The organism is Desulfuromonas sp. AOP6 (genome assembly GCF_009731355.2).
GTDB lineage: Bacteria > Desulfobacterota > Desulfuromonadia > Desulfuromonadales > SZUA-540 > SZUA-540.
Window position 1 is genome coordinate 459,001 of the sequence record NZ_AP022810.1, and the last position, 26,760, is coordinate 485,760.

Consider the following 26,760-nt stretch of genomic DNA (forward strand, 5'->3'; position numbering starts at 1 on the left):
GGGTGAAGTTTGTTTTGGTGATTTTCATCCGGTAAAAGCAATGGCGCTGTCATGAAAAATATGCTGAAAAAGTTGAAAGGCAAGTCGACCAGGTCCTCGGAGACGGTCGGTATCAGCCTCCGCCAGGAAGGGATCGCCTTTGCCCAGGTGAGCTGGCAGGAGGGCCGGCCGCGGCTGGTCGGCTGCGAGTTTCTTCCTGTCCAGACAGGGGATTCGTGTGCCGTGCTCACACATCAGATTTCCCGCTTGCGCCTGGCCCGTCATCGCTGTGTCGGAATTTTGACGGGTGACGACTACACCCTGCTACAGATCGAGCCGCCGGCCGTGCCACCGGAAGAATGGCGTGAAGCGGTGCGCTGGCAGGTTCGTGAGCTGATTGACTATCCCCTGGACGAAGCCGTGGTCGACGTTTTTTCCGTGCCGACCGATGCCCGGCAGGGACGCCAGGCCATTGCCTACGCGGTGGCGGCTCCCCGTCGGGTGGTGCGCGAGACCGCGACCTGTCTTACGGCGGCCCGTCTGAAAATCACCGCCATCGACATCCCGGAGCTGGCAGTCCGCAATCTGGTCGGCCTTCTGCCCGGGGCGGAGCGGGGTCTGGCCTTTCTCTACCTGGGGCGTCAAGAGGGCGGCATCGTCATGGTGCGGGACGGGAGTCTCTACCTGTCCCGCCGTATCAATGTCGGCACCGATTCGCTGAGAGATCTGGCGACAGCGTCCTCTGGCGAGGGCCTTATAGACCTTTCCTCCCGCTTCAACGATCTGCTCGACTCCGTGATTCTGGAGATTCAGCGTTCCCTTGATTTCTACGAGAGCAACTTTGCCCTTCCGCCCATCGCCAACCTGGTTGTAGCTCCCATGGAAGCGGACCTGCCCCAGGTGCTGCCTTACCTGCAGCAGTATCTTGGCGTCAAGGTATCGGCTCTTGACTTGGGTACTCTCTTTGATCTTCCCGACTTGACCCCGCAGGTCCAGGCTCGCTGCCTGACGGCCATTGGCGGCGCTCTTCGTGTCCGGCAGGTGACCCCATGACACAGGAAATCAATCTCTACCAGCCGTCGGTGCTGGAGAAAAAAGAACCCTTGTCAGCTTCCCTCATGCTGGTTCTGGCCGCCTCAGGGTTGGTGCTGCTGGTGCTTTATTACGCCTATGCCGCCTGGCAGGTTCGCGACCTGAGTCGCGAAGCAGAAGGGCAGGAAGCCAGGCAGGCGGCGCTGATCGCGCAGATCGGCTCGTTGCAGACGGTGGCCTCCCGGCAAAAAAGTCCTCTTCTGCAGCATGAGGTCGATCGCCTGGCTGCGGAGCTGGCGGCCAAGGAACCGCTGCTTCAGCTGTTCGAAAAACCCCGCAGCAAGGCCACGCCCGTCTTTTCCTCCTATCTCGAAGGGCTGTCGCGGCGAACGCCGGCCGGGCTCTGGTTGACCCGCGTTGTTGTGGCGCCGGACCCCGGGCAATCCCGGCTGGAGGGGAGCTGCCTTGAGGCGGAAGCCGTACCTGCCTTTCTACAGGAATTGCAGAAGGAGACGGCCTTTACGGGGTTGGCATTTTCCTCCTTCTTGCTTTCCCGTTCCGATAAGGACGCCCGCTTTATCAACTTTGTGCTCGAAACCCGCCAGGAGGAACGGCCATGAAAAAGTCTTTCGCCCAATTCTCCTCCTGGAAAGAAAGTCTGGGAAAACGCTCTCTGCGGGAGAAGATTCTGCTCATTGCCGCGGTATGGGCCATCGGCTATCTTTTGCTGGATGTGATGGCGCTGAGTCCTCTCCAGTCCCGGTCGAAGGCAATCCGCCAGCGTCTGGAAACTTCCCAGTCGCAGCTGCCGCAGCTGGAAGCACAGGTGGCCGCCTTGCAGAAACAGGCCGCCGGCGATCCGGATCAGGAGAACCGCCAGCGTCTGGAAGAACTGCAAACGAAGATGGCGGCACTCGATGCCCGTTTGCAGGCCCTGACCCTGGAGCTGATCTCTCCCCGGGAGATGTCCCGCGTCCTGGAAGAAGTGCTGCAGCGTCAGCAGGGCTTGCGCCTGGTGCGAGCCGAAAACCTGACGCCCGAGCCTTTGCTGGCGCCCGCTGAGGAAGCCGGTAGTGACGCGCCGGCAGGTCTCAATGTGTACCGGCACGGCCTGCAGCTGGAATTCGTCGGCAGTTTTGGGCAGATAGTCGACTGCCTGCGGGCTCTGGAGGGGATTGAGCGCCAGCTCATCTGGACCTCCTTCGAATTGCAGGTGGAGGAATATCCGCGCTCGCGGGTGGTGCTGACAGTGCATACCCTGAGCCTGAAAAAGGAGTGGATCGGTGTCTAGTTGTCTGCTGCATGTCTGCCACCGCGCCCTGCTTTGCGGGTTGTTGCTGCTGATTGCCGCTTCGGGGCTGCACGCCGAGCCTCTGCGTGATCCGACCCGTCCACCCCGGTCACTGGCAGCGCCGACCCGGGTCGAGACGACTTCGAAATGGCAGGTCAGCTCCATCCTGATTTCTGCCGACCGCCGTGTCGCCACGGTCAACGGACAGGCTGTCCAGGTCGGCGATCGGATCTCGGGAGCCCGAGTTCTGGCGATCGCCGCTGATTCCGTGCGGCTGCGAAATGAGAAAAAAGAATTCACTGTCCGGCTGCATGCGCAGCGGATCAAAGAGCCGGTGGTCCAAGCCGGTGAAAAAGGTGAGGGAAAATGATGCGAAGGTTTGCCTGTCTTGCTCTAAGGGTTCTGCTGCTGATCGCCTTGCTGGCTCTCGCTGCCTGCCTCCCGGCCAGGGGGCCGGCTGTCGGGGATGATATCGCCGAGGCGCTGCACCAGCCTGCCTCTCCCACCGCCGTGAAGCCGGCCGCACCCGAGATTCCAGCCGCCGTCGCCTCGGCCCTGCTGAGCCCCCTGAACTCAGGACTGGGCCTGCCTGGCCGGAAAGAGGAGCCCCGTTTCGACATTGCCGCCGAACAGACGCCCGCCCGCCAGTTTTTTACCGGCCTGGTGGCGGGGACGTCCACCAACATGGTTGTTCATCCTGATGTTGACGGTGAAATTTCGCTGACCATGAAGAATGCCAGCATCCCGGAGGTGCTCGAAGTGGTGCGCAGTGTCTTCGGCTACGAGTACCGCCTGCACGGCAACACCTATCAAATAATGCCTGTGGGGCTGCAATCCCGCATCTTTCCGGTGAATTATCTCAATCTTTCCCGCAAAGGTCTCTCGCAGACGCGAGTGAGCTCGGGCCAGGTCAGCGAGGGCGCGAGCAGCGACAATGACGAGGGTGAAAGTGGCAGCAGCGACCGTCGTTCCAAGGCTGTCTCCGGTAGCCGCATCGACACCGAGTCGCTGGCCGACTTCTGGAAAGAGCTCGAATACGCCCTGCGCACTCTCATCGGCAATGAAGACGGTCGCCGGGTGGTGGTGCAACCCCAGGCCAGCGTCGTCATCGTGCGCGCCATGCCCGAGGAACTGCGCGAGGTCGAAAGCTACCTGACCGCCATGCAGGGCAATCTGCAAAGGCAGGTCATTCTTGAAGCCAAAATCCTCGAAGTTGAACTTAACGACGGTTTCCAGTCGGGGATCAACTGGGCTGCCCTGGGTCAGCCTGCGGACGGCAAATCCATGGTGATCGGCCAGACCGGGGGCGGGTCGTTCTTCAACAGTGGCGCCTCCGAAATCGTCGGCAATACGGGCGTTCTCAATCCGGCCGCCTTGTCCATGGTGGAAGGGACCGCTACCTCGGCCTTTGGCGGCGTCTTCTCGGCCGCGCTGAATTTCAAGGATTTTACCGCCTTCATCGAGCTGCTCGAATCCCAGGGCGAGGTGCAGGTGCTCTCCAGTCCGCGCATCTCTACCGTCAATAACCAGAAAGCGGTCATCAAGGTCGGCACCGATGAATTTTTCGTCACCGACATCTCCAGCACGACGGTGACCGGCACCACCACCACGACCACCCCGGACATCACCCTGACCCCTTTCTTCTCCGGTATCGCCCTCGACGTGACACCGCAGATCGACAGCAACGGCCAGGTCACCCTGCATATCCATCCGACGGTGAGCGAGGTGCGGGACCAGCAGAAGACCATTACTGTGGCCAATCAGGAACAGCAGCTTCCCCTGGCTTTTTCCAGCGTGCGCGAGTCGGACAGCATCGTCAGCGCCTTCAGCGGACAGGTCGTGGTCATCGGGGGTCTGATGAAGAATCAGACGTCCAAACAGAAAGCCTCCGTGCCTCTGCTCGGACGCATCCCCCTGCTCGGACACCTCTTTTCCCACAACCAGATGGTTTCCAGAAAAAGTGAACTGGTCATTCTCCTTCGTCCCCAGGTGGTCGACAACGGCCAGGTCTGGGAACGGGAGCTGGAAAACACCCGCAACCGCGTCCAATCTCTGGGCGGGGCGATGGGCCGAAACTGGTAAAATTCGAAATCTCTCGCGGTGACAGGTTGCCGCCTGAGGAGGGACATGCTCTATCTGCAACATTTCGGACTGCGTGAGCCACCCTTTTCCCTGACGCCTGACACGGGCTTCTTCTATAGCACCAACGGACACCGCGAGGCTCTGGAGGTGCTCAGGGTCACTCTGCGCTCCGGTGAAGGATTCATCAAGATCATCGGCGAGGTCGGCACGGGCAAGACCCTGCTGTGCCGCAAGCTGCTCAATGCTCTGGAAGGGGATGGCTGGGTCAGTGCCTACCTGCCAAACCCCCTTCTGGGTGTGGCGGAACTCTATCGAGCCCTGGCCGATGAGCTCGGGATTGCGCTGCCGGCGACGGCGACGGTCAACGACAGCCTCAAGGCCATCAACGGTCAGCTTATCGACCTGGCCCGCCAGGGCCGCCGGGTCGTCCTCTGTATCGACGAGGTGCAGGTCATGCCCGAGAAGAGCCTGGAAGCCTTGCGGCTGCTCAGCAATCTCGAGACGGAAAAACGTAAATTGCTGCAGATTGTTCTTTTCGCCCAACCGGAACTTGACGACCGTCTGCAGCAGCCGGGTCTTCGCCAGCTGCGCCAGCGGCTGGCCTTCAGCTATCGCCTGCCGCCTCTCGATCTGGAGGGCGTCGGTGGCTATGTCGGTCATCGTCTACTGGTGGCCGGTCATCAGGGAGGCGCCCTCTTTGCGCCGGGTGCCCTGAAGCTGCTGGCGCGGGGGAGTCGGGGCATCCCCCGGCTCATCAACATCCTCTGCCACAAGGCGATGCTCGCTGCCTATGGTCGGGGGGAGAGCCTGATCGGGCCGCGCCACATGCTGGCCGCCATCCGGGATACGGATGACGCGCAGGCGAGCACCTGGAAGGAGTACCTGCCCTGGCTCTATGCCCTGGCCGCCCTGATTATAGGGCTGGAAATTTCGGCGCTGGTCTATCTCACCCGGGGTGGTGCGTCATGAGTCTGCTCAACCAGATGCTCAAAGACCTGGAAAAACGGCAGGCCACCGCCGGCGATCCAACCGGGTTGCCCGGTACCGGCGCCGGAGCGAAGGGGCCGCGGCGCTTTGGGGTCCTGTTGTGGGTTCTGCTGGCGCTGGTTCTGGTGCTCGGTGGGCTTGTGTTCTGGTTGAGCACCGGTCATCGGGCGGGCAAAGACGTGCCCTTGGCCGTGGAACAGGTGGAACCGAGAAAGATGCCGGTTTCGGCGGCGGTGGAAACAACTCCCGCTTTTGAGTTCGAAGTAGCGGCTTCCGAAGCGCCCGCTCCACCGCCGGCGACGGAGCCGGAGGTGGTGACCGCCCCGGTCGAGACGCCTGTCGTGAAGGCCGTGCCGGTGAAAGAAACGGTATCCTCGCTGAGTGAGTCGGTTGAGCCGCCTGAGCTGCCGGTGGCGGCACCGCCGTCGCCAAAAACACCCCCGGCATCTGAGCCGGCGGCACTGGTGAAGACGCCGCGCCCCCTGTCCCCGAAAGAACAGGCCCGGGTCCGTTTCGCCGAGGGTGAAGCGGCCCTGAAGGATGGCCGGCTGTCCGAGGCCGAACAGGCCTGGCGACGGGCTTTGCGCCTGAACCCGACCCAGCGGGAGTCCCGGGAGAAACTGGCGGCGGTGCTGATTGTAGCCGGCCGCCGCGCCGAGGCGGAGAAGGTTTTCGCCGCCGGTTTGGAGATAGACCCTGCCCACAGTCCTTTCCGCCGGGGCTACGCCCGCCTGCTGGCCGAAAGAGACGATCTGTCGACGGCCCGCGAGGTGCTCCGGCAGGGGCCGGTTCCGACTGCGGCTGGCGATCCAGACTATCACGCCCTCTTTGCCGCCCTGTCCCAACGGCTTGGCGATTACGCTGCTGCTGCCGCTACCTACAGCCTGCTATTGCAGCAGGACCCGGCCTCGGGCGTGAGCTGGCTGGGATTGGGGCTGGCCCTGGAGAGTGATGGCCGCGCGCCCGAGGCGGTGGAGGCCTATCGGCAGGCCATCGCCAGCGGCAGCCTGCAGCCCGACCTGCTGTCTTATGTGCGCGGGCGTCTTGACATGTTGGAGCGGTAGACGAAACAGAACTTTTTCGTCCTTACGGGACGGCCAAATGAATTTGAGGTTAGACGATGAGCATCCGCCAAAAAATCCGCATCGGTGACCTGCTGGTGCAGAACGGCATCATCAGCGAGAAGCAGCTGGAAACGGCCTTGGCCACCCAGAAGAAGACGGGGACCAAGCTCGGCAACACCCTGATCGAACTCGGCTACGTCAGCTCCCAGCGCTTTCTCGAATTTCTGGGCGAGCAGCTGCGCATCCCCTATGTCGATCTCAAGTTCTACCAGTACAAGGCCGAGATCGTGCGGCTGCTGCCAGAGACCTTCTCCCGGCGTTACCGGGCCATCGTCCTGGCCGAGGCTCCTGATCACCTGCTGGTGGGGATGGCCGACCCCACCGATATCTTCGCTTACGACGAACTGGTCAAAATTCTCAAGCGCCCCGTCAAGCTGGCCGTCGTGCGCGAGACCGACCTGCTGCGCACCATCGACAGCGTCTATCGCCGCACCGACGAGATCGTCAACATCGCCGAAGAGCTGGGGGAAGAACTCTCCCAGGGGGATGTCAATCTGGCCGATCTCCTGCCCGACAGTCAGCTGGAGGATGCCCCCGTCGTCCGTCTGCTGCGCTCCCTCTTTGAGGATGCCGTGCAGGTGGGGGCGTCGGACATCCACATCGAGCCGGACGAAAAGGTCCTGCGCATCCGCCAGCGCATCGACGGCGTGTTGCAGGAGCAGGTGATGAAGGAGAAGCGCATCGCCGCCGCCCTCGTCTCCCGTCTCAAGCTCATGAGCGGCCTGGATATCTCCGAGCGCCGCCTCCCCCAGGACGGCCGTTTCAACATCAAGGTGCGCGGACGCAGTGTCGACGTGCGTCTCTCCACCATGCCCCTGCAGTATGGCGAGTCGGTGGTCATGCGCCTGCTCGATCAGTCTGGCGGCATTCTCAGCCTCGACCAGGTGGGAATGCCCGACCATCTCCTGCGGCGCTTTCGCGCTCTGGTTACCCGGCCTCACGGCATGGTGCTGGTCACCGGCCCCACCGGCAGCGGCAAAACCACGACCCTGTACGCCGCCCTCAATGAACTGAACCAGGCGGAAAAGAAGATCATCACTGTCGAAGATCCGGTGGAATACCGGCTGCCGCGCATCAACCAGGTGCAGGTTCATCCCCGTATCGGCCTGACCTTCGCCAGCGTGCTGCGGGCCGGCCTGCGCCAGGACCCCGACGTCATCATGGTCGGTGAAATGCGCGACCAGGAAACCGCCGAAATCGGGCTGCGGGCGGCCATGACCGGCCACATGGTGCTTTCCACCCTGCACACCAACGACGCGGTGAGCACGGCCCTGCGCCTGCTCGACATGGAAGCGGAAGGGTATGTGGTGGCCAGCGCCCTCAATGCCGTCCTTGCCCAGCGCCTGGTGCGACGCCTGTGCGACAGCTGCACCGTCGAGGCCGAACCGGACCCCCGCCAGGCCAGTTGGCTGCGGGCCACGGTCGGTTCGAAAGGGACGGATCTGAAATTCAAGAAAGGCACCGGCTGCCCCAACTGTAATAACACCGGCTACCAGGGCCGCATCGGTATTTTTGAACTGCTGGAGATCGACCACGCCCTGGCCGATGCTCTGCGCCGCAACGACAATGCCGCCTTCGCCAGTGCCGCCCACAAGCAGAAGGGTTTTCAGCCTTTGGCCCTGTGCGCCCTGAAGTACGCCGCCGAAGGGACCACCAGTCTGGACGAGGTTCTGCGCATCGCCGGGCAGGTGGAAGAGTTCGAGACGGACGACGAACAGGTCGCGGCGAATTAACGGTTAGACAAGGTCTGCGAAGGACTCTGAAGACTTAACGGATAGACGATGGCGAACTTTCATTACAAGGCGCGCACCGCGCAGGGAAAGCTGGTCGAGGGGACGGTCGAAGCGCCGTCGGCCGAGGCCGTGGCCTCCCAGTTGCTCGAGGGCGCCATGACGCCCGTCGCCATCCGTGAAGCTGCCCGGGAAATCGACCTGGGGGCCCTGTTCCGGGAAAAACTCCGTCGCGGCGGCGGGGTGGAGCTCGACGACCTCATCCTCTTCTGCCGGCAGATGTACACCCTGACCAAGGCCGGCGTGCCGATCATCCGGGCCCTCAAGGGACTGGTGGAGACGGCCAGAAAGCCGCAGATGGGGCGGACCCTCAAGGCCGTCTGCGACGATCTCGAAGCGGGACGCGATCTCTCCGGCGCCCTGGCCCGACATCCCAAGGTCTTTCCCCTGCTGCTGACCAGCATGGTGCAGGTGGGGGAGAGCACCGGCCGTCTTGACGAGACCTTTCTGCAGGTGGCCAACTATCTGACCCTCGAAAAGGACACCATCGACCGGGTCAAGCAGGCCATGCGCTACCCCACCTTTGTGGTGGTGGCCATCAGCATCGCCATCGCCATTCTGAGCCTTTTCGTCATTCCGACTTTCGAAAAGGTGTTCAAGGGGTTCGGCGCCGAACTGCCGCTGCCGACCAAGATTATCCTCGGCCTGTCGCGCTTTTCCGTCACCTACTGGCCGCATCTTCTGCTGGCGCTGGTGGCGATCTTCTTCGGTGTGCGCCAGTGGCTCAAAACCGAGCGGGGGCGTTACCTGTGGGACCGGGCCAAGCTGCGTCTACCCGTGGTGGGGAGCATTATCCAGCGGGCCACCCTGACCCGCTTCGCCCGCGCCTTCTCCATGGGCTTCACTGCCGGCGTCCCCCTGGTACAGGCCCTGAGTTTCACGGCGCGGGCGGTGGACAACGTCTATGTCGGCGAGCGGCTGGAGCAGATGCGCCACAGCATCGAACGGGGCGACACCCTCACCCGCAGCGCCCGTGCCACCGAGATGTTCACCCCCCTGGTGCTGCAGATGCTGGCCGTCGGCGAGGAGACCGGCGCTGTCGACCAGATGCTGCTGGAGGTGGCCGAGTTCTACGAAAGGGAGGTCGATTACGACCTCAAAAATATCACCAGCGCCATCGAGCCGATCCTCATCGTCTTTATCGGCGGCATGGTCCTGGTGCTGGCCCTCGGGGTCTTTCTGCCCATGTGGAACCTGTCGCAGGTGGCGCGTTGAGATGACGGCTGCTGAAAGAGAAGTCAAAAACCCGACACGGCTGGGGCAGGGCGGCTTCACCCTGCTGGAGCTAATCGTGGTGGTGGCGATTGTCGCCATCCTCTTCACCGTCGGACTGAACAAATATCTCGAGCTGCTCGTTGAGGTCGAGCGGGCCACCATGGAGCAGAATATCGGTATCATGCGCAGCGCCGTGGCCATGCAGGTGGCGAAGAAGATTGTCGGGGATGATCTCGACGGCCTGAGCGAGCTGGCCGAGAGCAATCCCATGACGTATCTGGCCGAGCAGCCGCAAAACTATCTCGGCGAGCTGCACCAGGCCGACCCAGCCGCCATCGAAGGCGGTAGCTGGTATTTTGATACCGCCGGCAACATCCTGATTTACCGAGTGAAGAACACCGGCTATTTTCAGAGCGCGTTGGCCGGGCCGAAACGGGCGCGTTTTAAGATCGATCTGGTCTACGCCGACCATAACGGCTCCGGCCGTTTTGAACCGAGAATCGATGCGCTGGAGGGCCTGCGCCTGGCCGCGCTCGAACCTTACCAATGGTTGAAAAAACGACAGGCAAAGGAGGACTGATACAAAAAGCAGATCGACAGGATAAACGTGGTATTGAAATTGCTAAAAAGTAAAAGACGGTTTACTACACTAACAAAGGAACAAGGAGGAGTTTGACAATGGGTAATCAAAAAGGTTTTACGCTGATCGAACTGGTGGTGGTGATTGTTATCCTGGGTATTCTGGCAGCCGTGGCGGTGCCTAAGTATCTTGATCTTAAAACCGAAGCGAATGAAGCTCAAGCTAATGGTGTATATGCGGCAGCGCAGACCGCTGTCGCGTTTAATCATGCAGCAAAGCTTGTCGGGAAGGACCCCAACCAAATGCCTTGTTATGATGCAACCCACTGTTCGACTGGTTTGCTTGTGACCACCGGTGATGCAGGTGTTTGTCTTGCAAATGGAATTGATGAATTGCCGACAGGATGGAGCGCCTCTGGTGATACACTTACAGCAACATTAAACACTGTTACATATACGATCACTGTCAATGCTGATGAAACAGCAACTACACCCGCAACACTGACAAAGAGTTGGTAAAAGATATGACCGTGGTATCCAGTTTTGTTGGATATTGGGGTGATTAATCCCTGAACAGAAGCGGAGTCGGTTACGGCCCCGCTTCTGTTTTTTGAAACCCTCCGGACATCATGCCTAAAAGTGTATTTTTTAATAAAGTTTCGAGTCACATGCCTGCGGGCTTTACACTGGTTGAGCTGATTGTCATAATCGTCATCCTTGGCACTATCTCCGCCCTTGCTGCCCCTCGCTTCTTTGATCTGCGCGTTTTTCAGCAGCGCGGTTTCTTCGATGAAACCGTTTCAGCGGTGCGCTATGCTCAGAAGCTGGCGGTGGGCAGCGGTTGCGACGTACAGGTGACTCTTGGCTCTGCGGGTTACAGTCTGCGGCAGCGCAACAATTGTGATACCATCAGCGCTTTCGCCCTCGCCGTACCTCACCCCAGCAAGAGTGGCGCTTTTGCTGCTGCACCCCCCGCCGGGGTGAGTTTGGCAGCGGCCACCATCGTTTTCACTCCCTTGGGGCAGGCCGTCAACACGGCCCGCACACCCACCGATTTCAACGGACTGAGTATCGGCGGCAAGACCTTCCATGTCATCGGTGAAACAGGCTACGTGGACGTGCCATGAGTCCCTTCGGTCATTCATACGGCAACTGCCGCGGTGTTACTCTGGTCGAGCTGGTCATTGCCATGATGGTGATCTCCATCGCTCTTGGCGGCGTATTGCTGGTCATGAACTATACGACGGCCCGCAGCGCCGACCCGCTGCTGCAGCGGCAGGCGGTGGCCATCGCCGAGGCCTATCTGGAAGAAATCCTGCTCAAGCCCTATGCCGATCCCGACGGGGTCGATGGCGAAGGCAGCCGCGCCCTCTATGATGATGTGGATGATTACGACGGTCTGGCCGATAGCGGCGCCCGCGACCAGGGCGGTGCCGCCATTGCCGGGTTGGCGAACTACACGGTAAACGTCAGTGTGCAGCCGGCAACAGTCAACGGTGTGGCCATGCTGCGGGCGCAGGTGACGGTGGATATGCCCGGCGGGGGCAGTCTGACTCTGGCCGGCTATCGGGCCAATTATTAACGGTGGATGGAATGAAGGCAGCCATGGCAAACCGCCGGCAAGGCGAAAAGGGCTTCACCCTGGTGGAGCTGGTCACGGTGATCGTGCTCGTCGGCATTCTCGGGGCCATGAGCGTGGCCTTTATCACCAAACCGATCGAGGGCTACGTGGCCCTTTCCCGGCGAGCCGAACTGGTGGACGCCGCTGACAACGCTTTGCGCCGCATGCAGCGCGACATCCGGCAGGCCTTGCCCAACAGCGTGCGCATTGGGGCGGGGGGGCTCTCCCTCGAGCTTTTGCACACCAGCGATGGGGGGCGTTACCGCCTGCAGGGGCCGGGTGACACCCTCAATTTCGGTGATGCCACGGATAGCTCTTTCGATGTGCTTGGCGGTCTGCGGCCGGCACCTCCGGCCGGCAGTGACCTAGTCATCTACAACCTGTCCGCCAGCGCCACCACCGGCAACGCCTACCAAGCGCCGGCCGACAACCGTTTTGCCATCGACAGTGCCAACAGCAGTGCCAGTCTGATCCAGTTTATTCCCAAGGTGCCGTTGGCGGCCTTTCCCCGCTCCTCTCCCTATCAGCGGTTTTTTATTGTCGATGGCCCGGTAAGTTATGTATGCGATCCGGCCGCCGGCACCCTGACCCGACATGACGGCTACGCCATCGCCCCCAGCCCGGTGATCGGTTCCGGCGACCTGGTGACGCGCCAGGTGAAAAGCTGCAACTTTACTTATCAGCCGGGCACCAGCCAGCGGGCGGGCCTGGTGACGCTGACTCTCACCCTGGAGGGTGCGCCCTCGGCAGAACGGGTGACCCTGCTGCACCAGGTGCATGTCCTGAATTCGCCATGAGCATGATGACTCGCTCCCGCAATCAAAAAGGGTACACCCTGGTCAATGCCCTCTTCATCCTGGTGGTGCTGGCGGCTCTGGGCGCTTTCATGGTGACCATGAGCGGCGTGCAGTCGCGGACGCCGGTGCTGGCCCTGCAGGGAGCCCGCGCTTACCAGGCGGCCCAGGCCGGCATCGAGTGGGGCATCGCTCAAAGTGCCGCTGGTGTCTGCACCGCGAGTTCCGCCTTTATCGTGGAAGGCTTTGCCGTCACCCTGGCCTGCACGGCGACGCCGGTCAGCGAAGGAACGACGACCTACAACGTCTATGAAATCAGCGCCCTGGCCGAGATGGGGAGCTACGGAGCGCCGGAATATGTGTCGCGGCGGATCGAGGCGCGGGTGACAGGGCTGTGAGGGAGGTTGATATGGGGCATAGGCAATGGTTCTTGATGGCGGCTGTCGTGGCCTTCTTTTTCCTGTTTGTGTTTCAAGGAAAAGCGATCGCGGCCGGCAGTTGTTCGGTCGATTACCTCAATCGCGTAACGATCAATGAAGTGCGTTCCCTCGGCGGTGAGCAGTGGGTTGAGCTGAAACTGCTCGATGCCAGCATTCCGCCAAGTGTCTACAACTCCTGGTCGATCACCGTCTGTGAAAACAAGAACAGTAACAACTGTTCCACGTATGTGTTGGGTTCTTCGGCTGTTATCCAGAACTGGCCCTACCTCGTAATCAATAATGTCTCGCACCTTAATTTGAGTTTAAATGGTGCCATGGACATCCTTCTCAAAGACGGCAACGGCGACTATCTGGACTATCTGGTCGTCAACCAGGCGAATCTGAGCCGGCCGCCTCAGGACCATTCCTGTACGGAGCCCGGATTTCCTTATCCCACTACACTGGCAACGACACTCTCGCAACTCAAGGGGATTGCACGGGCCCCCGACGGAACGGGCCCCTGGATGGAATATGAGGAGAGCGGGGCGCAAGGCGAAGCTACCGAAGGGGATTCAAACGACACAGGGACCTTTCCGGATGGAACCCCTATCCCGCGAATCGTGGTTTCGGATGTCATGGTAGCCAAAGGAGACGCGGCGGCGTTCGTTGTCCAACTTCAGGATGAAAAGGGAACAGTGACCTCTTTTCCATATGCGGTGCATGTGGACTATAAAACTCTAAACTATACGGCTTTTGCAGGAATTGATTATGTCGCCAAAGAGGGAACCGCAATCCAGGGCTCTGCGCTGGTGATTCCGGCCGGGACGTCCGCGGCAACGATCGACATTCAGACCTTGGAAAAAGCCACCGCCCCTGATGGCTCTGTTTTTTTTGTGGTTCTTAGCAACCCTGTCTATGAACACGACGGAGGGGCTCTCAACGCGCTGTTGATGGACCATTTCGCAACAGGGACTCTCAATGGTACCCTGCCGTCTCTCGACCACTTCCATATCGACCATCCCGGTAGCGCCTTGTCCTGCCAGCGGGCCGACGTAACGATACGGGCCTGCCAGACCGCGGACTGCAGCGTGCTTTATCCCGACCCCGTCAGTGTCACCCTGGCGCCGACGGGATGGATCGGCGGCAGCACACAGACCATCGCCGGTGGCGCGCCGACCGTTTTTCAGCTGCGGCATAACACCGTCGGTACGGTCACCTTGGATGTGACCACTTCGGATGTGCCGGCTACCGGGCCGGTGCAGTGCACTATTGGCGGGGTGGCGGCCAGCTGCGATCTCCTTTTTGCCGACAGCGGCTTTCTCTTTGACATACCAGCGCAGACGTCTTGCCAGGATTCTGCGGATGTGACCATCGCCGCCGTCAAAGCCGATCCGGCTGATCCCCAGGCCTGCGTGGGCGATGACAGTTTTGCCGGGCAAAGTAAGGCTGTCTCTTTCTGGTCCAGCTATGTGCTGCCTGCTTCCGGCAGCCGCGCGCTGCAGGTCAACGGCACGGCTGTTGCCACAGGTTTGCCGGGAACGCCGCTGACGCTGAGTTTTGACGGCAACGCCCGCAGCTCCATCCGGATTTCTTACCAAGACGCCGGTCAGGTGCGACTCGACGCCCGCTACGAAGGCAGCGGCGAAGAGGCCGGGCTGGTGATGGCGGGCAACGATACCTTCACCGTCAAACCTTACCGTCTCCATGTCCTCGCCACGGTGGACGGCCTTGCCCCCCTGAACAACAGCGGTTCGACCGGTGAACCGAAGCTGGCGGCCGGGCTGCCCTTTCAGGCTGAAGTGCGAGGCGTCTGCCAGGACGGCAGTCTGGCGCCCAACTTCGCGGCGGCTACGACCCTGTCCGCCGTGGCGCCCTTTGCGCCGGCGCCGGGGGTTTTAAGCGGTGGATCTCTGTCAGCGGCCGATTTCAGTGGCGGTGCCGCCACGGCTCTGGTCAGCTACAGCGAAGTGGGCACTCTGACCCTGCAGGCGGATGTGGCCGACTATCTGGGTGCCGGCAGTCTCAGCGGCACCAGTGCCACGGTGGGCCGCTTCACGCCTCACCACTTTGACGTCGTGCCCAATTCACCGCAGTTTGCCCCGACCTGCGGACCTTTCTCCTATCTCGGCCAGCCCTTCACCTATGCGACCGCACCCGTACTCCAGGTCATCGCCCGCAATGCCGGCGGCGCCATAACGCGCAACTACACCGGTGCCTGGTGGAAGTTGTCTGGCGCCAGTCTGGCGGGCAAACGGTATCTGGCCGAAAACGGCACGCTCGATGAGTCGCTGCTCCCCGCCACCGATCCGGTCATCCTCGACCAGGGGGACGGCACCGGCACCCTCACCTTTGATGCTGGCGGTGGCCTGGGCTTTGTTCGCACGACGCTGACGGCCCCCTTTGCGGCGGAAATCCGGCTGGAGATCGATGTGATCGACGAGGATGGCATCGTCTACGCCGGCAATCCTGCCGCTTTCGGTGAGGCCATCGCCGGCAACGGGATTGCCTTTACCGACGGCACCAAGGAGATGCGTTTCGGGCGGCTGACAATGCAGAACGCCTACGGCTCCGAACTCATCCCCCTGAATCTTCCCCTGCGGGCCGAATATTTTGATGGTAGCACCTTTGTGGGCAACTTGGAGGACAGCTGTACCCCGTATGACGGTTCACTTGCGGTTCTGTCCAATTACACCGCCAACCTGCAGGCAGGAGAGACGACCGCCAGTGGCGTCGGCAGCCTGCTCGGCGGGATCGACAACCCCCTGAGCCCGCTGCAGCTCAGCGCCCCCGGTGCTGGCAATGACGGCAGTGTCGACGTAAGCCTCCCCGTCGATTTCTGGCTTCGCTTCGATTGGGATGGCAACGGCTCCCACGACAATGATCCGTCAGCGCGAGCTAGTTTTGGGATTTATAAGGGGAATTCTCGGATGATTTACTGGGGGGAGCGGGTGCGTTAGGTTGAAGTGAAAAAATACCTCGCGATTCGTTCCTTGGACACCTTCTGGAGCCATATCGGTTATCAGGTAGGTGTCCACTTTTTCCCGCCATCCTGATTAAAGGGTAAAAGATGCCGACCGGTACTTTCTCTGGTGACACAAACGGCAGGCTGTGCGCTTGACGTGGCGCCATATGTATTTATGTAGAGATGATACATTTCAGGGTCATTTTTCTTCAAACAGTTCAAACAGATTCCGTGACTATCCCTTTCCTCGCTTAAAACCCCTTTGATTAAAATTTGAAATATGAGGCGCCATCTTCGACGTGCCGTTTTAAGAAGCGCTTTGACGGGATGTTTGTCGAGAGAGGTGCCACACCACGCACAAAATTGATCCATAGTGAACTGTCTTTCCGTATGGTTGATTCGAGGTTCCTGTTTCGATGCCTATCGAGACCCTCAGTAATGTCCCGCCTTGTCGGGCGCCTTCGTCGGGTCATGGGAGATGGGCTGTCAACTGTTGTGAAAACAAGATGGCGGCGAGATGAATAGGTGATTATCTCTTGATATTATTCAACCGCCGGGCCGTAGCCCGGCGGCTGAATGGTGTGACTAGAGTGTTTGTTAAGGGCGAGTTACAACCCCGGTAGTCGGATCGCCACCAAGCCAATTGACAGTATCCAGCCAAGCGGCTGTGTCTACGGTAATGGTGCCTGTGAAGGTCCCATTCTCCAAATAATCGATCGTGTCGAAAGCAATCTGTTTGACGTAGGTGGGGTTATGTGCGTGCGCCCCAAAATCGTCGTACACGACCCACCAGTTCATTGCTGCCCGGAACTGGTCAAGAGAGAGATAAGTTGGATTAACAGTGGCCACTAACACAGGTTTGAGGCCGCCTAAATCCGCTTCAGGATAGTCGAGGTCGATTAGAACACTTTTGACGACTTCCATGATGTAACTGGCCGTCTGCTTCCGGCCCTTGTTAGCGGCTTCTAGTATTTCGACCGTCATCGAGTGGCAGCTGTTGCAGACCCCTTCGCTGTTGATGGTCATGCTTTCAACATCGACCACGGAGTTGGAGTGGTTTTTGCCGGGCATGTGGCAGGCGACGCAGGGCCCTGCGGTGCCCGTTCCGGGGACGACCTCGTTGCCGTTAGCATCAGTGGTGCCAATGATGTCGTGCGGGGTGCTGTCGTAGACCTGGCCGGCGAACTCATAGCCGGCGTGGGTCTCTTCAGCAAAGAGGACGGCCCCGGCCGGGCCATGGTGCAGCACGCCATGGAAATCACGCGCTGCGTCATCCATTGCAACAAGACTGTCATTGTTGCCCCAGCCGCCGTGACAGGTCAGGCACGCCTTCGATTCGTTAACACCCTTGAGGATGATCTCTTCTCCGCCGTAGGTGTAGTCCAAGACGATGTCAGCTCCGCTGACGGCCAAATCTCCTGTGGTTGCGCTAGTGTGGCACGCGCCGCAGTAGAGCATTTCGACTTTATTGGAGAGAAGTTCTCCGGTGTTTTCGTCATAAACAGGGTCGAGGTGCGAGAAGTCATTGTTTGCGGGATCGTAGTTCGCCGGATCGCTCATGTAGTTCTTGGCGCCGGTGGTGGTGTGGCAACGCTGACAGGTTTCGCGACCTTCGGCAAAGGCATTGTTGATTTCGGTGAATGCCAGCACGGAATGACGCTCATGCTCGTCATCAAGAGAGATGACCGCATCGGGCCCCAGCTCTTCTTTAACCAGGGCGATCTCGGCAGCGTGGCCCGATTTGGCCCACTGCTGATTAATCGTGATATTAGCGCTGTGGACATCGTGACAGGCGCTGCAAGCGTTTTCAGCTGTTTCGTCAATAACGTAGCCTTCAATGTCAGTGGTGTTCGGATCGTCACCATGAGTTTCAAGCATCGACCAGGCAACGTTTTTGGTAAGGTGAAAGGCCTCTTGATCGTGGCAGTTTGCGCAGGTGTTGTATTCCGATGAGGAGATGGTAGTCACCTCCAAGTAATCCAACGTTACGCCGTCGTCCTTATAGACCGGGTGCTCTTCGTGAATCGCAGGCTCCAGCAATTTACCTGCTTTGTGCGGGTCATGGCAGGTTTTGCATTGCATGGATGTGTAAATTTTGCCGGAACCATCATCAATCGCCGCAATCGCCGCACCATCGTCGACCTCCAGGTACTCTATGGCACCTTCATGGGTATGGCACTTGACGCATGAATGGCCAAACGGCAGATGGTCTTCCATGTGGCCATTGAGTTTTGATCCATCGGTAGAGTATTCGGAACGGCCAGGCCCTGCAGATCCTGCGTGAGCCGAGGCAGCGTATCTCTCATAAATAGAATCCGCATCAGGGTGGTGAGGGAGGTGAGAGTCCGGCAGGGCATCATTATGGCACTTGCCGCAGGTATCGGAGCCGGGCAGAGGGTTGGGCATAGGCCCCACCCCATAATGCTCGCCGCCAGCCCCATGACAGGCTTCGCAGGTAACAGCAGCCAGGCCGGCAGTCGGAATGGCGCTCGAATCGAGCCAGGCTTCGAGCGAGCGACCATCGGCGATAGGGTCATGACACTGAGCACATCCATCAGCTTGCGCCGTTTCTTGGTCGATGTGGTCGCTGTGGATCACGTGTGCGCCAGCTAGGTAACCTGAGACCGCTGCGGCACTCCAGCTTTTTCCTTCGTGGCATTCAATACAGGTTGCAGCTCCTGCATAACTGATCCCTGTGGCATCGGTGCCAAGAGAATCGGTCGTCGTGATAGCCCCGCTCGAATCACGGTTGCTGCCGCAACCTTGCAACAGCACCACCATAAGAGCGACCGCTGCAAATGGAACGAGAGTCAATAATCTTCTTCGCATACTTTTTACCTCCTGAGAGTTTAAGGTCATGCCGTTAGTGGCATTTACGACAGGTCTTTCCGTCGCTGGCCCGCTTGAGGCGGCCGTCGATATCGCTCCAGTCCGCAGGGTGCGGATTCACCCGCAGGCCAGTGGTGGCGCTGTGGCACTTGAGACAAATATCACCTTGTGGGTGGCAGGCCTGGCAGGTGGCCAGGTTCTTGCGGGCCTCACGGGCATGAGCCTGGGACCAACCGGTGGTGCTGGGGATAACCGAACCGCTGGTGTGGCAGCCCGCACATTGTGTTTCATCGTATTGGGCGTGCATGCCATCCAGAGTGCCGTCGGTCCAGCCACGGCGGTGTGAATCAAGAGCCAGGTCAGCCGGAGCGAACTGGTTGTGGCAGTCGGAGCAGTAGTTGGGCTCGTGGCAGCTGGAGCACAACTGCTGGTTGGTGCGGGCGGCGATGGGGTGGGTTACGTGGAAATCGCTGCGATGCACGTTGATCATGTTGTTGCCGAAGTCACCCATTTCATCGGAACGCCCCGAAGTGTGGCAGTCCATGCAGTAGCTCTGCTGGTGGCAGGCGGCGCAGTCATAGGTGTTGCCCTTGGCAAAGGGACGATGGTTGAGGGCCCAGACGGGTCCGTGGGTTTTGAGGCCCGGCATCTCGACGGTGTCGACGAAGTCCTGATCGTGACACTGCAGACAGACCGAGGTCTCGGGAACGATGCTCTGCGCCCCCTCCACGTGGCAGGTGGCGCAATCCGTCCCTTCGATGTAGGTCAGATGCTCGGCGTGGTCGAAATCGACCGCCAATGCCGGTAGCGCCCACGCAAAGGTGACGGCCATAACGGCGATTAAACAGCGGATCATATCGTCACTCCTTTACTAAAAGAGGATGTTGAGGCGAACGCGGCCACGGTTGTAGTAGTCCCACAGATCACTCTCAACCCGCTCGATCTTGGCCTGCACGTTGACCTTCTTGGTGATGTAGCCGGTCACGTCAGCCCAATAGCGGGAGCTGGTGGTTTCGTCATCTTCGTCATCGATGCGGCGGTCCAGAACATCGACCTCAAGACCAACACCAGCCTGAACGTACGAATTGAACAGATAGGCGGCGCGGGCTTTGAAGCCCATGAGATCCTGGCCGTCGCCGTCTTCACGCACGACACCGGTCAGATAACCGGAGAAGTTGCGGGTACGGATTTTCTCGATACCGGCTTCGAAGACGTCGGCGTCAGCGAACTCGGGGTAGATCTCGCGAGTGTAGCGGCCAAAGGCATGCAGACCCACGGCGATGCGGTAGGTCAGTTCGGCCATGACTTCTTCGTACTCGTTGACGGCAAAGACGGAATAAATGGAGGTGGCGGAGAATACCGGGAGGGAGTAGAGATATTCAGCCCGCAGGCCCCATTTGTCGTTGGGACGGTACTTGGCGCCACCCAGGAAATAGGAGACGCTGTTGGACAGGTAGTCGAACTGGACTTCACTGTAGAGGTTGAGCACGTTGCGGAAGTCGTAGTCGACATCGAGTCCGAAGAGCTCTTTTGCCAGTTCGCCGTTGTCCCACTTCTGCACGTAGGACAGACCCAGGTCGAGGCTGTCGAAGAAACGGCCGCTGAGCTCGCCGCCGAACATGAGGTCGTCGGCGCTGTAGCCGCTGTAATAGGCGACGTCGCCACCGCCGAACAGAGCCAGCTTGAGGGGACCGAGGTTGTCGTAGTCGAGATAGAGACCGTCCATCATCGAGGCCCCGGCCGTGGTGGAGATGAACTGTCGACCGAGCTTCAGATTCAGGTCGTCGATCAGGTCCTTCTTTTCGAAATAAGCGTAGTAAAGACGGCTCTCGATATCCACTTCGTCCTTGAAGTCATCGGCCAGGCGGCCGTAACCACGGAAGTCGAGTCCGTCTCCGTCGATGTCCCTGACGTTGAGCATCAGGTACTGATAGGCCGGCATGGCGGTGTCGCCCTCGGCATCATCGTACCATTCGATCTCGGTGCTTGAGCGTCCCGAGATCGAGGCTGCCAGCGCATCGACCGCCGGCATCAGCGCCAGCAGCATCGCGGCCATGCAGACCGTCCATCGGTGCCATACTTTCATGTTGCCTCCTTGGGGTATGTTTTCCCAGTCACTTTGATTTCATGTGATTTTCATCACCCACGGTTTTAATGTCTTCGCGATCACTCCTTTCCCCGTGTTTGGTTGTTAGACCTCCCTTTGACATGGGAAGCTTTTGGATTAAATTGGAAATTCCAAAGCGTGAACCGTGCCAATAGAATAAAGCTTGTATTTACGGAATGTTGCGTGGTGGGGAAGGGGTAGTGTTGCGAAATATCGCAAAAAATATTGTGATATTTCGCGATTAATGATAATTTGCGATATTTCGCAGCTCGGGCGGGAACAGTTTGAAGATTCAGATAGTTAGGGAGTGCTAATGTATTCTGACGGTTTTTTTAAGGAAGTTACTTTATTGATTTGCAGCAGCCTTGATATCCGGCAGGCGTTGCAGCGATGCTTGGCTTATCTGCAAACGTTCTTCCCTCTGGATGAGGTCCTTATTTCCCTTGCTGACCAGGAGAGACAGCAGCGGTGGCACATTTTGGCTCATGCCTCCAAAAACGTTGCTCCCTTGGCCGTGGAGGCCGTTCCTCTCCCTCCTCATGTCTATTCAAGGTATCTGGAAGCGATGCGTGGAAATGCGAAACTTATCGACGACACCAATCTCGATGCATTTGCGCGATCATTTGAGCCCTATGTGAAAAACAAAGGGTTTTCCGAGATCATTCTGCCCTTGCGGATTGAGGAGAACGACCTCGGCCTGCTTGTGTTAAGAGCGAGGGGCAAGAATCGGTTTAACAAAGACCATGTCGCACTCATCACTTCTGTCCGTGAACCTTTTGCCATTGCGACCGCCAATGCGATAAGACACCAAAAATTGCTCGATTATAAGAATCAACTCGATCGGGATAATCGTTTCCTCAAAAATGAGCTGAAGATCCAAGTTCGGGACGAAATTATTGGTGAAAACAGTGGTCTGGCAACGGTCATGAGTATGGTGAAACAGGTGGGGGGCCTCACCAACACTGTCTTGCTGTTGGGAGAAACAGGGACCGGCAAGGAAGTCATCGCCAATGCGGTCCACCGTTTGTCTCCTCGCAAAGACGGTCCTTTTGTTAAAGTGAATTGCGGTGCCATACCGGAGTCTTTGATCGACAGTGAGCTTTTTGGTCATGAGAGGGGGGCCTTCAGCGGCGCCATCAGTCAAAAACCGGGTCGATTCGAGCGTGCCCACGGAGGAACCATCTTTCTGGATGAGATTGGTGAACTCCCTCTACAGGCACAGGTTCGCCTTCTGAGAGTCCTGCAAAATAAGGAGATTGAGCGGGTCGGAGGGACGACGTCAATCCCTGTAGATATCCGGGTTATTGCCGCCACCCACCGTGATTTGCAGAAGATGGTTTCCGAAAACCTATTTAGGGAGGATCTCTGGTTCAGACTTAATGCGTATCCTATCGTTATCCCACCTGTGAGACATCGCGGCGAGGATATTCCTGCCCTTCTTGAGTATCTTGTCGAAGTTAAGTCGAAGGAACTGGGATTTCGCACCCCGCCTGAAATAGCCCCCGGTGCTATGGATTGTTTAACGCAATACCCTTGGCCGGGGAATGTGCGAGAAATGGAAAACGTTGTGGAAAGAGCCTTGATTCAGAATAAAGGGCGGATTCTTTCCCGAGATCACTTTAACCTGTCGGAGCATTCCAACTGTTCATCCGATCGGTTCGGGGAAATGGGACGATGTTTGTTCCCGTGTCTGGCGAAGCTTTCGCAAGAGGATGGAAAAAAATATGAATTACTTCCTGAAACCACCAATCTGGAAGAGGTCGTATGTCAACATATTAAGCGTGTGTTGAAAATGACGGGAGGGAAAGTCCATGGCCCGAATGGTGCCGCAGAATTGTTGGGGACAAATGCCAGCACTCTTCGCAGCCGAATGAAAAAACTCGGAATTGTTGTCGATGGGAAGGCCAGAGATGATTCGACCGCTGTAGGGTCCGGTTAGTTTCTTGCAATGGGGGTGTTGCCTCTTACAGCACCCCCATTAAACTACCTCTCATAATACGTATACCCCGCCAAGCTCCCCCGAAACTCCTCCAACAACAACTGCCGCTCGGCTACCGTCAGCCGCCCCAGCCGCACTGCAGCCTCAGCCGTGCCGCGCAGCTGCTCAAACAGGAGCTGCGGGTTGTATTCCACATAACTGAGTACATCGCCGATGCTATCGCCGGGAATCTCTTTCATCACGTCGAAACTGCCGTCCTCATTGAGTCGCACACTCACAACGTGGGTGTCCCCGAAGAGGTTGTGCAGGTCGCCCAAGGTCTCCTGATAGGCGCCCATGAGGAAGACGCCGAGATAGTATTCCTCTTCTTTTTTCAGCGGGTGTACGGGCAGAATGCGGCTCTCGCCGCCGGCGACGATGAAGGCGTCGAGCTTGCCGTCGCAATCGCAGGTGAGGTCCGAGATAATGGCCTCGCGTCGGGGGGCCTCCAGGTGGCGGTGCAGGGGGATGATGGGGAAGAGCTGGCCGATGGCCCAGGTGTCGGGCAGGGATTGAAAGACGCTGAAGTTGCCGTAGTAGATATCGGCCAGACTTTCACGCAGGCCCTCCAGGCCTAAAGGCGTTTTGCCGGTCTCGATGATATGCCGGAGAATGTTCTGAGCGATGGCCAGAAAGATGTTCTCGCCCAGGGAGCGATCCCGCAGGCCGATCTGGCCATCCTTGTAAAGCTCGCGGATGCGGTCGCGACAGGAGAGCGCCTCGTTGTAGCGGTTGACCGGGTCCGCTTCGCTGTCCTCGTCGCGCAGGGCGAAGAGCTGGTGCAGCAAGGGGTGGGCCTCGGCCGGCAGGGCGTCAGGCAGGGCGACGGCCTCGAAATGCATGACGTCGAGGATGTTGAAAAGGAGCATGGAGGCGTAGGCCACCGTGGCCCGACCCGATTCGGTGACGATATGCGGATGGGGGATGCCTTCCGCGTCCAGAGTCTGGCCGATGGTGCCGACCAGGGTATCGCAGTAGTCGTCAAGGGTATAGTCGCGGGAATGGACATGGCCGGAGCGGACGCCACTGTAATCCACGGCCAGGCCACCGCCGAGGTCGAGGTAGCCCATGGTGGCCCCTTCGCGCACCAGATCGCTGTAATAACGACAGGCTTCCAGGACGCCGGCACGGATATCGGCCAGGTGCGGGATCTGCGAGCCGAGATGGCAGTGCAGCAGCTGCAGGCAGTCGAGCATCTGCTCCTGGCGGAGGGTGTCGACCACGGAGAGGAGCTGGGCCGTGCTCAGCCCGAAGCTGCTGCGGTCGCCGCTGGTCTCCGTCCACAGGCCGCCGACCTTGGCGGAAACCTTCACACGAGCACCGATGAGGGGACGGATTCCGAGAGCCTTGCTGCGCTCGATGAGCAGGGGGAGCTCGGAAGGGGATTCGATAACGAAAATGCAGCGATAGCCCAGCCTGTCTGCCCACAGACCGAGATCGATAAACTCGCGGTCCTTGTAGCCGTTGAGGATCAGCAACCCCCCTTCCCGCAGGGAAGCCAGCGCCAGCACCAGCTCGGCTTTGCTCCCGGCCTCCAGGCCGTGGCCGTAGGGCGCGCCGAAGCGGACAATCTCCTCAATGACCTGACACTGCTGGTTGACCTTGACGGGGAAGACCCCCCGGTATTCGCCCCGGTAGCCGGCGCGATCAATGGCGGCGCGAAAGGTCTCGTTGAGGAAGGCGATGCGGGCGTCGAGCAGGTTTTCGATGCGCAGCAATACGGGCATGGTATGGCCACGTTCTTCGATACCGGCGACGATGTCCATGAGGGAGACCGATACTTTTTTGCCCTGAAAGCGGGCATTAACCGCCACATTCCCCTGCTCGTCGAGATCGAAGTGACCAGCCCCCCATTCACGGATGCCGTAGAGGGCGGCGGATGCCTCAAGAGTCCAGTTCTGCGCAAGTTTTCGGTTCATCGTTGGCTGCTCCCGGTGGATGGAGTTCCCTAAAATAGAAATCGGCGTGTTCGACTCAAAGGTGAAAGCCGTGGAGACGGTATGCGCTCCGCGGCCCGGCCATCAGGGTCGTTGGTTTGGTGCCCGGCCTAGGGGGCGATGTTCTCACGAGCGAAGGTCGGCAGCATGAAGGCGCCGAGGTGCAGATCCTCGTTGTAGTATTTGGTGTAAAAGCCCCGCTTGGCGGCGCGTTCGCGGTTGAAATCCTTCACCGGGTGATACTTCTTGCTGGCGAAGGCGAAGCTCCAGAAACCACTGGGATAGGTGGGGATGAAGGCCTGGTACATCTCCACCAGGGGGAAGACGTTGCGCAGGTTGGCATACATGTTCTTCTGGATCTCGGCATGGTAGAAGGGGGACTCGCTCTGGGCCACCATGATGCCGTCCTCTTTCAGGGCGCCGAAAACCAGACGGTAGAAGTCTTCTTCAAAGAGACCGACGGCCGGGCCGATGGGATCGGTGGAATCAACCATGATCACATCAAATTCGTTCTGGTGGTCGCGGATATAGGCGAGGCCGTCATCCACGTGCAGTTTGACGCGGGGATTGCTGCCGTCAATCTCGCAGGCCATGGAGGGCAGCAGTTCGATGGATTTGTCGATGACGAGGCCGTCGATTTCGCACAAAACTGCCAGTTCCACCCCTTTATGCTTCATGATCTCCCGAATGGTACCACCGTCGCCACCGCCGATGACCAGCACCTTCTTCGGATGAGGGTGGGTGAAGAGGGCGGGATGGGTGATCATGTCGTGATAGACAAACTCGTCCCGTTCGGTCACCATGACCAGGCCGTCCAGGAGCATCATCCTGCCATATTCCAGGGTTTCGATGATGTCGAGCTGCTGAAATTCGCTCTTGCCGGAAAAGAGGGTTTTGGTTGCCTTCATGGTGATGCCGACGTTTTCCGAGTGTTTTTCCGTGTACCACAAGTCCATGGGATCCATCCTTTCAAGACTAAATAAACAGCCCTCTGGCGTTTTCGGGTGAGAGTTCGATCAGCTATTAAATTTAACAGCCGCACAGGATATGGCAAATCGGCCCCTTTGCCTAGCCCCTTTTGTGTGGCCCCGTCATTTTTGCAGTTTTTTTAAGGCGGCTCAATTGACTTTGCCGGAGATTTCCGATTTACTACCGTTTATTGCCAAACATCCTGAAAGGACAAACAAAATGGTCGGGTTGGAAAGGATTGGATTTGTCGGGGCCGGCAACATGGCCGAGGCGTTTATCAAGGGATTGCTTAACGGCGGGTTTCCCGCGACCGGGATTGTCATCTCCGAGCCTGACCCCAATCGCTGTCGCCTGCTTCAGGAGCGTTATCAGGTTCAGGTGGCTGCTGACAATCGTGACCTTGTGGAGAAAAGCGAGCTGATCGTGCTGGCGGTTAAGCCTCAGGTCGTCGGCGCGGTTCTCGATGAAATCCGCCCCGTTTTTTCGCAGGACAAACTCCTGGTCAGCATCCTGGCGGGCGTGTCCACGACCTCCCTTGAGCAGGGGCTTGACCATTCACCCCGGGTGATAAGGGCCATGCCCAATACGCCCGCCCTGGTCGGCTTTGGGGCTTCTGCCCTGTGTGCCGGCCGTCATGCTGCCGCGCAGGATAAGTTGCTAGCCGGCCGACTGTTTGAAACGGTGGGTATCATGCAATGGGTCAGCGAAGGGCAGATGGATGCGGTCACCGGCCTGTCCGGTTCGGGGCCGGCCTTCGTCTTCACGTTCATCGAAGCTCTTACCGCCGGCGGCGTGCAGCAGGGTCTGAGCCGCGATGTGGCTCACGCTCTCGCGGTGCAGACCGTCCTGGGGGCGGCTCGACTGGTGCATGAAAGCGCCGATCACCCGGCGGTGCTACGGGATCGGGTCTGCTCTCCAGGCGGCACCACCATCGCCGGCATGGCTGTTCTCGAAAAGGGCGGGCTGCGGTCGGTGGTCATGGAGGCTGTCGGCGCCGCCGCCCAGCGCTCACAGGAGTTGGGTAAAAAATGAGGCAGAACGAGGAAGGGGCCGATCGAAAGATCG

The 26,760-nt window shown here is 59.2% G+C and carries 23 protein-coding genes; 18 read left to right on the top strand and 5 right to left on the bottom strand.

Annotated features, from left to right (window positions below):
* Positions 1-51 precede the first annotated feature (51 nt).
* The 16 genes from AOP6_RS02210 (at position 52) to AOP6_RS02285 (ending at position 15,870) form a co-directional block, all read left to right on the top strand.
* Positions 52-1,032 carry a hypothetical protein gene (locus AOP6_RS02210; RefSeq protein WP_155875011.1) on the top strand — a complete coding sequence of 327 codons (981 nt, stop codon included), beginning with the start codon at positions 52-54 and terminating at the stop codon, positions 1,030-1,032.
* On the top strand, positions 1,029-1,631 hold the full coding sequence (locus AOP6_RS02215; protein ID WP_155875012.1) for a PilN domain-containing protein: 603 nt from the start codon (positions 1,029-1,031) through the stop codon (positions 1,629-1,631). The genes AOP6_RS02210 and AOP6_RS02215 overlap by 4 nt, the downstream gene beginning before the upstream one ends.
* Positions 1,628-2,302: a hypothetical protein gene (locus AOP6_RS02220; protein WP_155875013.1), complete on the top strand. Its 675-nt coding sequence runs from the start codon at positions 1,628-1,630 to the stop codon at positions 2,300-2,302. The genes AOP6_RS02215 and AOP6_RS02220 overlap by 4 nt, the downstream gene beginning before the upstream one ends.
* Entirely contained in the window at positions 2,295-2,672 is a 378-nt protein-coding gene (locus tag AOP6_RS02225) for a hypothetical protein (RefSeq protein WP_155875014.1), read from the top strand. Before AOP6_RS02220 ends, AOP6_RS02225 begins: the two co-directional genes overlap by 8 nt.
* Positions 2,669-4,384, top strand: coding sequence for a pilus (MSHA type) biogenesis protein MshL (gene mshL, locus AOP6_RS02230; protein ID WP_155875015.1), 1,716 nt, complete (start codon positions 2,669-2,671; stop codon positions 4,382-4,384). Before AOP6_RS02225 ends, mshL begins: the two co-directional genes overlap by 4 nt.
* A 45-nt stretch (positions 4,385-4,429) precedes the next feature.
* The gene (locus AOP6_RS02235) at positions 4,430-5,353 is read left to right on the top strand and encodes an AAA family ATPase (RefSeq protein WP_155875016.1); all 924 of its coding nucleotides are present in this window, start codon (positions 4,430-4,432) and stop codon (positions 5,351-5,353) included.
* Positions 5,350-6,435 carry a tetratricopeptide repeat protein gene (locus AOP6_RS02240; protein WP_155875017.1) on the top strand — a complete coding sequence of 362 codons (1,086 nt, stop codon included), beginning with the start codon at positions 5,350-5,352 and terminating at the stop codon, positions 6,433-6,435. Before AOP6_RS02235 ends, AOP6_RS02240 begins: the two co-directional genes overlap by 4 nt.
* A gap of 56 nt (positions 6,436-6,491) precedes the next feature.
* A complete protein-coding gene (locus AOP6_RS02245) occupies positions 6,492-8,228 on the top strand; it encodes a GspE/PulE family protein (protein WP_155875018.1) in 1,737 nt (578 codons plus the stop codon).
* A gap of 48 nt (positions 8,229-8,276) precedes the next feature.
* Complete coding sequence (locus AOP6_RS02250) at positions 8,277-9,500, top strand: type II secretion system F family protein (protein WP_155875019.1); 1,224 nt, start codon at positions 8,277-8,279, stop codon at positions 9,498-9,500.
* A 1-nt stretch (position 9,501) separates the two neighbouring features.
* Positions 9,502-10,080: a prepilin-type N-terminal cleavage/methylation domain-containing protein gene (locus AOP6_RS02255; RefSeq protein WP_155875020.1), complete on the top strand. Its 579-nt coding sequence runs from the start codon at positions 9,502-9,504 to the stop codon at positions 10,078-10,080.
* A gap of 98 nt (positions 10,081-10,178) precedes the next feature.
* Positions 10,179-10,598: a prepilin-type N-terminal cleavage/methylation domain-containing protein gene (locus AOP6_RS15330; protein ID WP_155875021.1), complete on the top strand. Its 420-nt coding sequence runs from the start codon at positions 10,179-10,181 to the stop codon at positions 10,596-10,598.
* A gap of 149 nt (positions 10,599-10,747) precedes the next feature.
* Positions 10,748-11,206, top strand: coding sequence for a prepilin-type N-terminal cleavage/methylation domain-containing protein (locus tag AOP6_RS02265; protein ID WP_155875022.1), 459 nt, complete (start codon positions 10,748-10,750; stop codon positions 11,204-11,206).
* The gene (locus AOP6_RS02270; RefSeq protein ID WP_155875023.1) at positions 11,203-11,661 is read left to right on the top strand and encodes a prepilin-type N-terminal cleavage/methylation domain-containing protein; all 459 of its coding nucleotides are present in this window, start codon (positions 11,203-11,205) and stop codon (positions 11,659-11,661) included. The genes AOP6_RS02265 and AOP6_RS02270 overlap by 4 nt, the downstream gene beginning before the upstream one ends.
* A gap of 11 nt (positions 11,662-11,672) precedes the next feature.
* Positions 11,673-12,497 (top strand): prepilin-type N-terminal cleavage/methylation domain-containing protein, encoded by an 825-nt coding sequence (locus tag AOP6_RS02275; protein ID WP_225897329.1) that lies wholly within the window; start codon positions 11,673-11,675, stop codon positions 12,495-12,497.
* On the top strand, positions 12,494-12,892 hold the full coding sequence (locus AOP6_RS02280; RefSeq protein WP_155875024.1) for a pilus assembly protein MshP: 399 nt from the start codon (positions 12,494-12,496) through the stop codon (positions 12,890-12,892). The genes AOP6_RS02275 and AOP6_RS02280 overlap by 4 nt, the downstream gene beginning before the upstream one ends.
* Positions 12,893-12,903: 11 nt before the next feature.
* Positions 12,904-15,870, top strand: coding sequence for a DUF6701 domain-containing protein (locus AOP6_RS02285; protein ID WP_155875025.1), 2,967 nt, complete (start codon positions 12,904-12,906; stop codon positions 15,868-15,870).
* Positions 15,871-16,472: 602 nt separating this feature from the next.
* Here AOP6_RS02285 and AOP6_RS02290 read toward each other — a convergent pair.
* Genes AOP6_RS02290 through AOP6_RS02300 form a run of 3 tightly spaced genes read right to left on the bottom strand, consistent with a single transcriptional unit; the run spans position 16,473 to position 20,790 of the window.
* The gene (locus AOP6_RS02290) at positions 16,473-18,704 is read right to left on the bottom strand and encodes a multiheme c-type cytochrome (RefSeq protein ID WP_213194719.1); all 2,232 of its coding nucleotides are present in this window, start codon (positions 18,702-18,704) and stop codon (positions 16,473-16,475) included.
* A 34-nt stretch (positions 18,705-18,738) separates the two neighbouring features.
* Positions 18,739-19,560: a cytochrome c3 family protein gene (locus AOP6_RS02295; protein WP_155875027.1), complete on the bottom strand. Its 822-nt coding sequence runs from the start codon at positions 19,558-19,560 to the stop codon at positions 18,739-18,741.
* 15 nt (positions 19,561-19,575) lie between these two features.
* The gene (locus AOP6_RS02300) at positions 19,576-20,790 is read right to left on the bottom strand and encodes a hypothetical protein (RefSeq protein ID WP_155875028.1); all 1,215 of its coding nucleotides are present in this window, start codon (positions 20,788-20,790) and stop codon (positions 19,576-19,578) included.
* 334 nt (positions 20,791-21,124) lie between these two features.
* On the opposite strand from AOP6_RS02300, the gene AOP6_RS02305 reads away from it, so the two are divergent.
* Complete coding sequence (locus tag AOP6_RS02305; RefSeq protein WP_155875029.1) at positions 21,125-22,750, top strand: sigma 54-interacting transcriptional regulator; 1,626 nt, start codon at positions 21,125-21,127, stop codon at positions 22,748-22,750.
* 44 nt (positions 22,751-22,794) lie between these two features.
* Here AOP6_RS02305 and speA read toward each other — a convergent pair whose 3' ends face one another.
* Together speA and speE are read right to left on the bottom strand one after the other, a co-directional pair.
* Positions 22,795-24,708 (bottom strand): biosynthetic arginine decarboxylase, encoded by a 1,914-nt coding sequence (gene speA / locus AOP6_RS02310; protein ID WP_155875030.1) that lies wholly within the window; start codon positions 24,706-24,708, stop codon positions 22,795-22,797.
* A 128-nt stretch (positions 24,709-24,836) separates the two neighbouring features.
* Complete coding sequence (gene speE / locus AOP6_RS02315; RefSeq protein ID WP_155875031.1) at positions 24,837-25,682, bottom strand: polyamine aminopropyltransferase; 846 nt, start codon at positions 25,680-25,682, stop codon at positions 24,837-24,839.
* A 232-nt stretch (positions 25,683-25,914) separates the two neighbouring features.
* Here speE and proC point away from each other — a divergent pair, with 232 nt between their 5' ends.
* A complete protein-coding gene (gene proC, locus AOP6_RS02320) occupies positions 25,915-26,727 on the top strand; it encodes a pyrroline-5-carboxylate reductase (RefSeq protein WP_155875032.1) in 813 nt (270 codons plus the stop codon).
* Positions 26,728-26,760 lie beyond the last annotated feature (33 nt).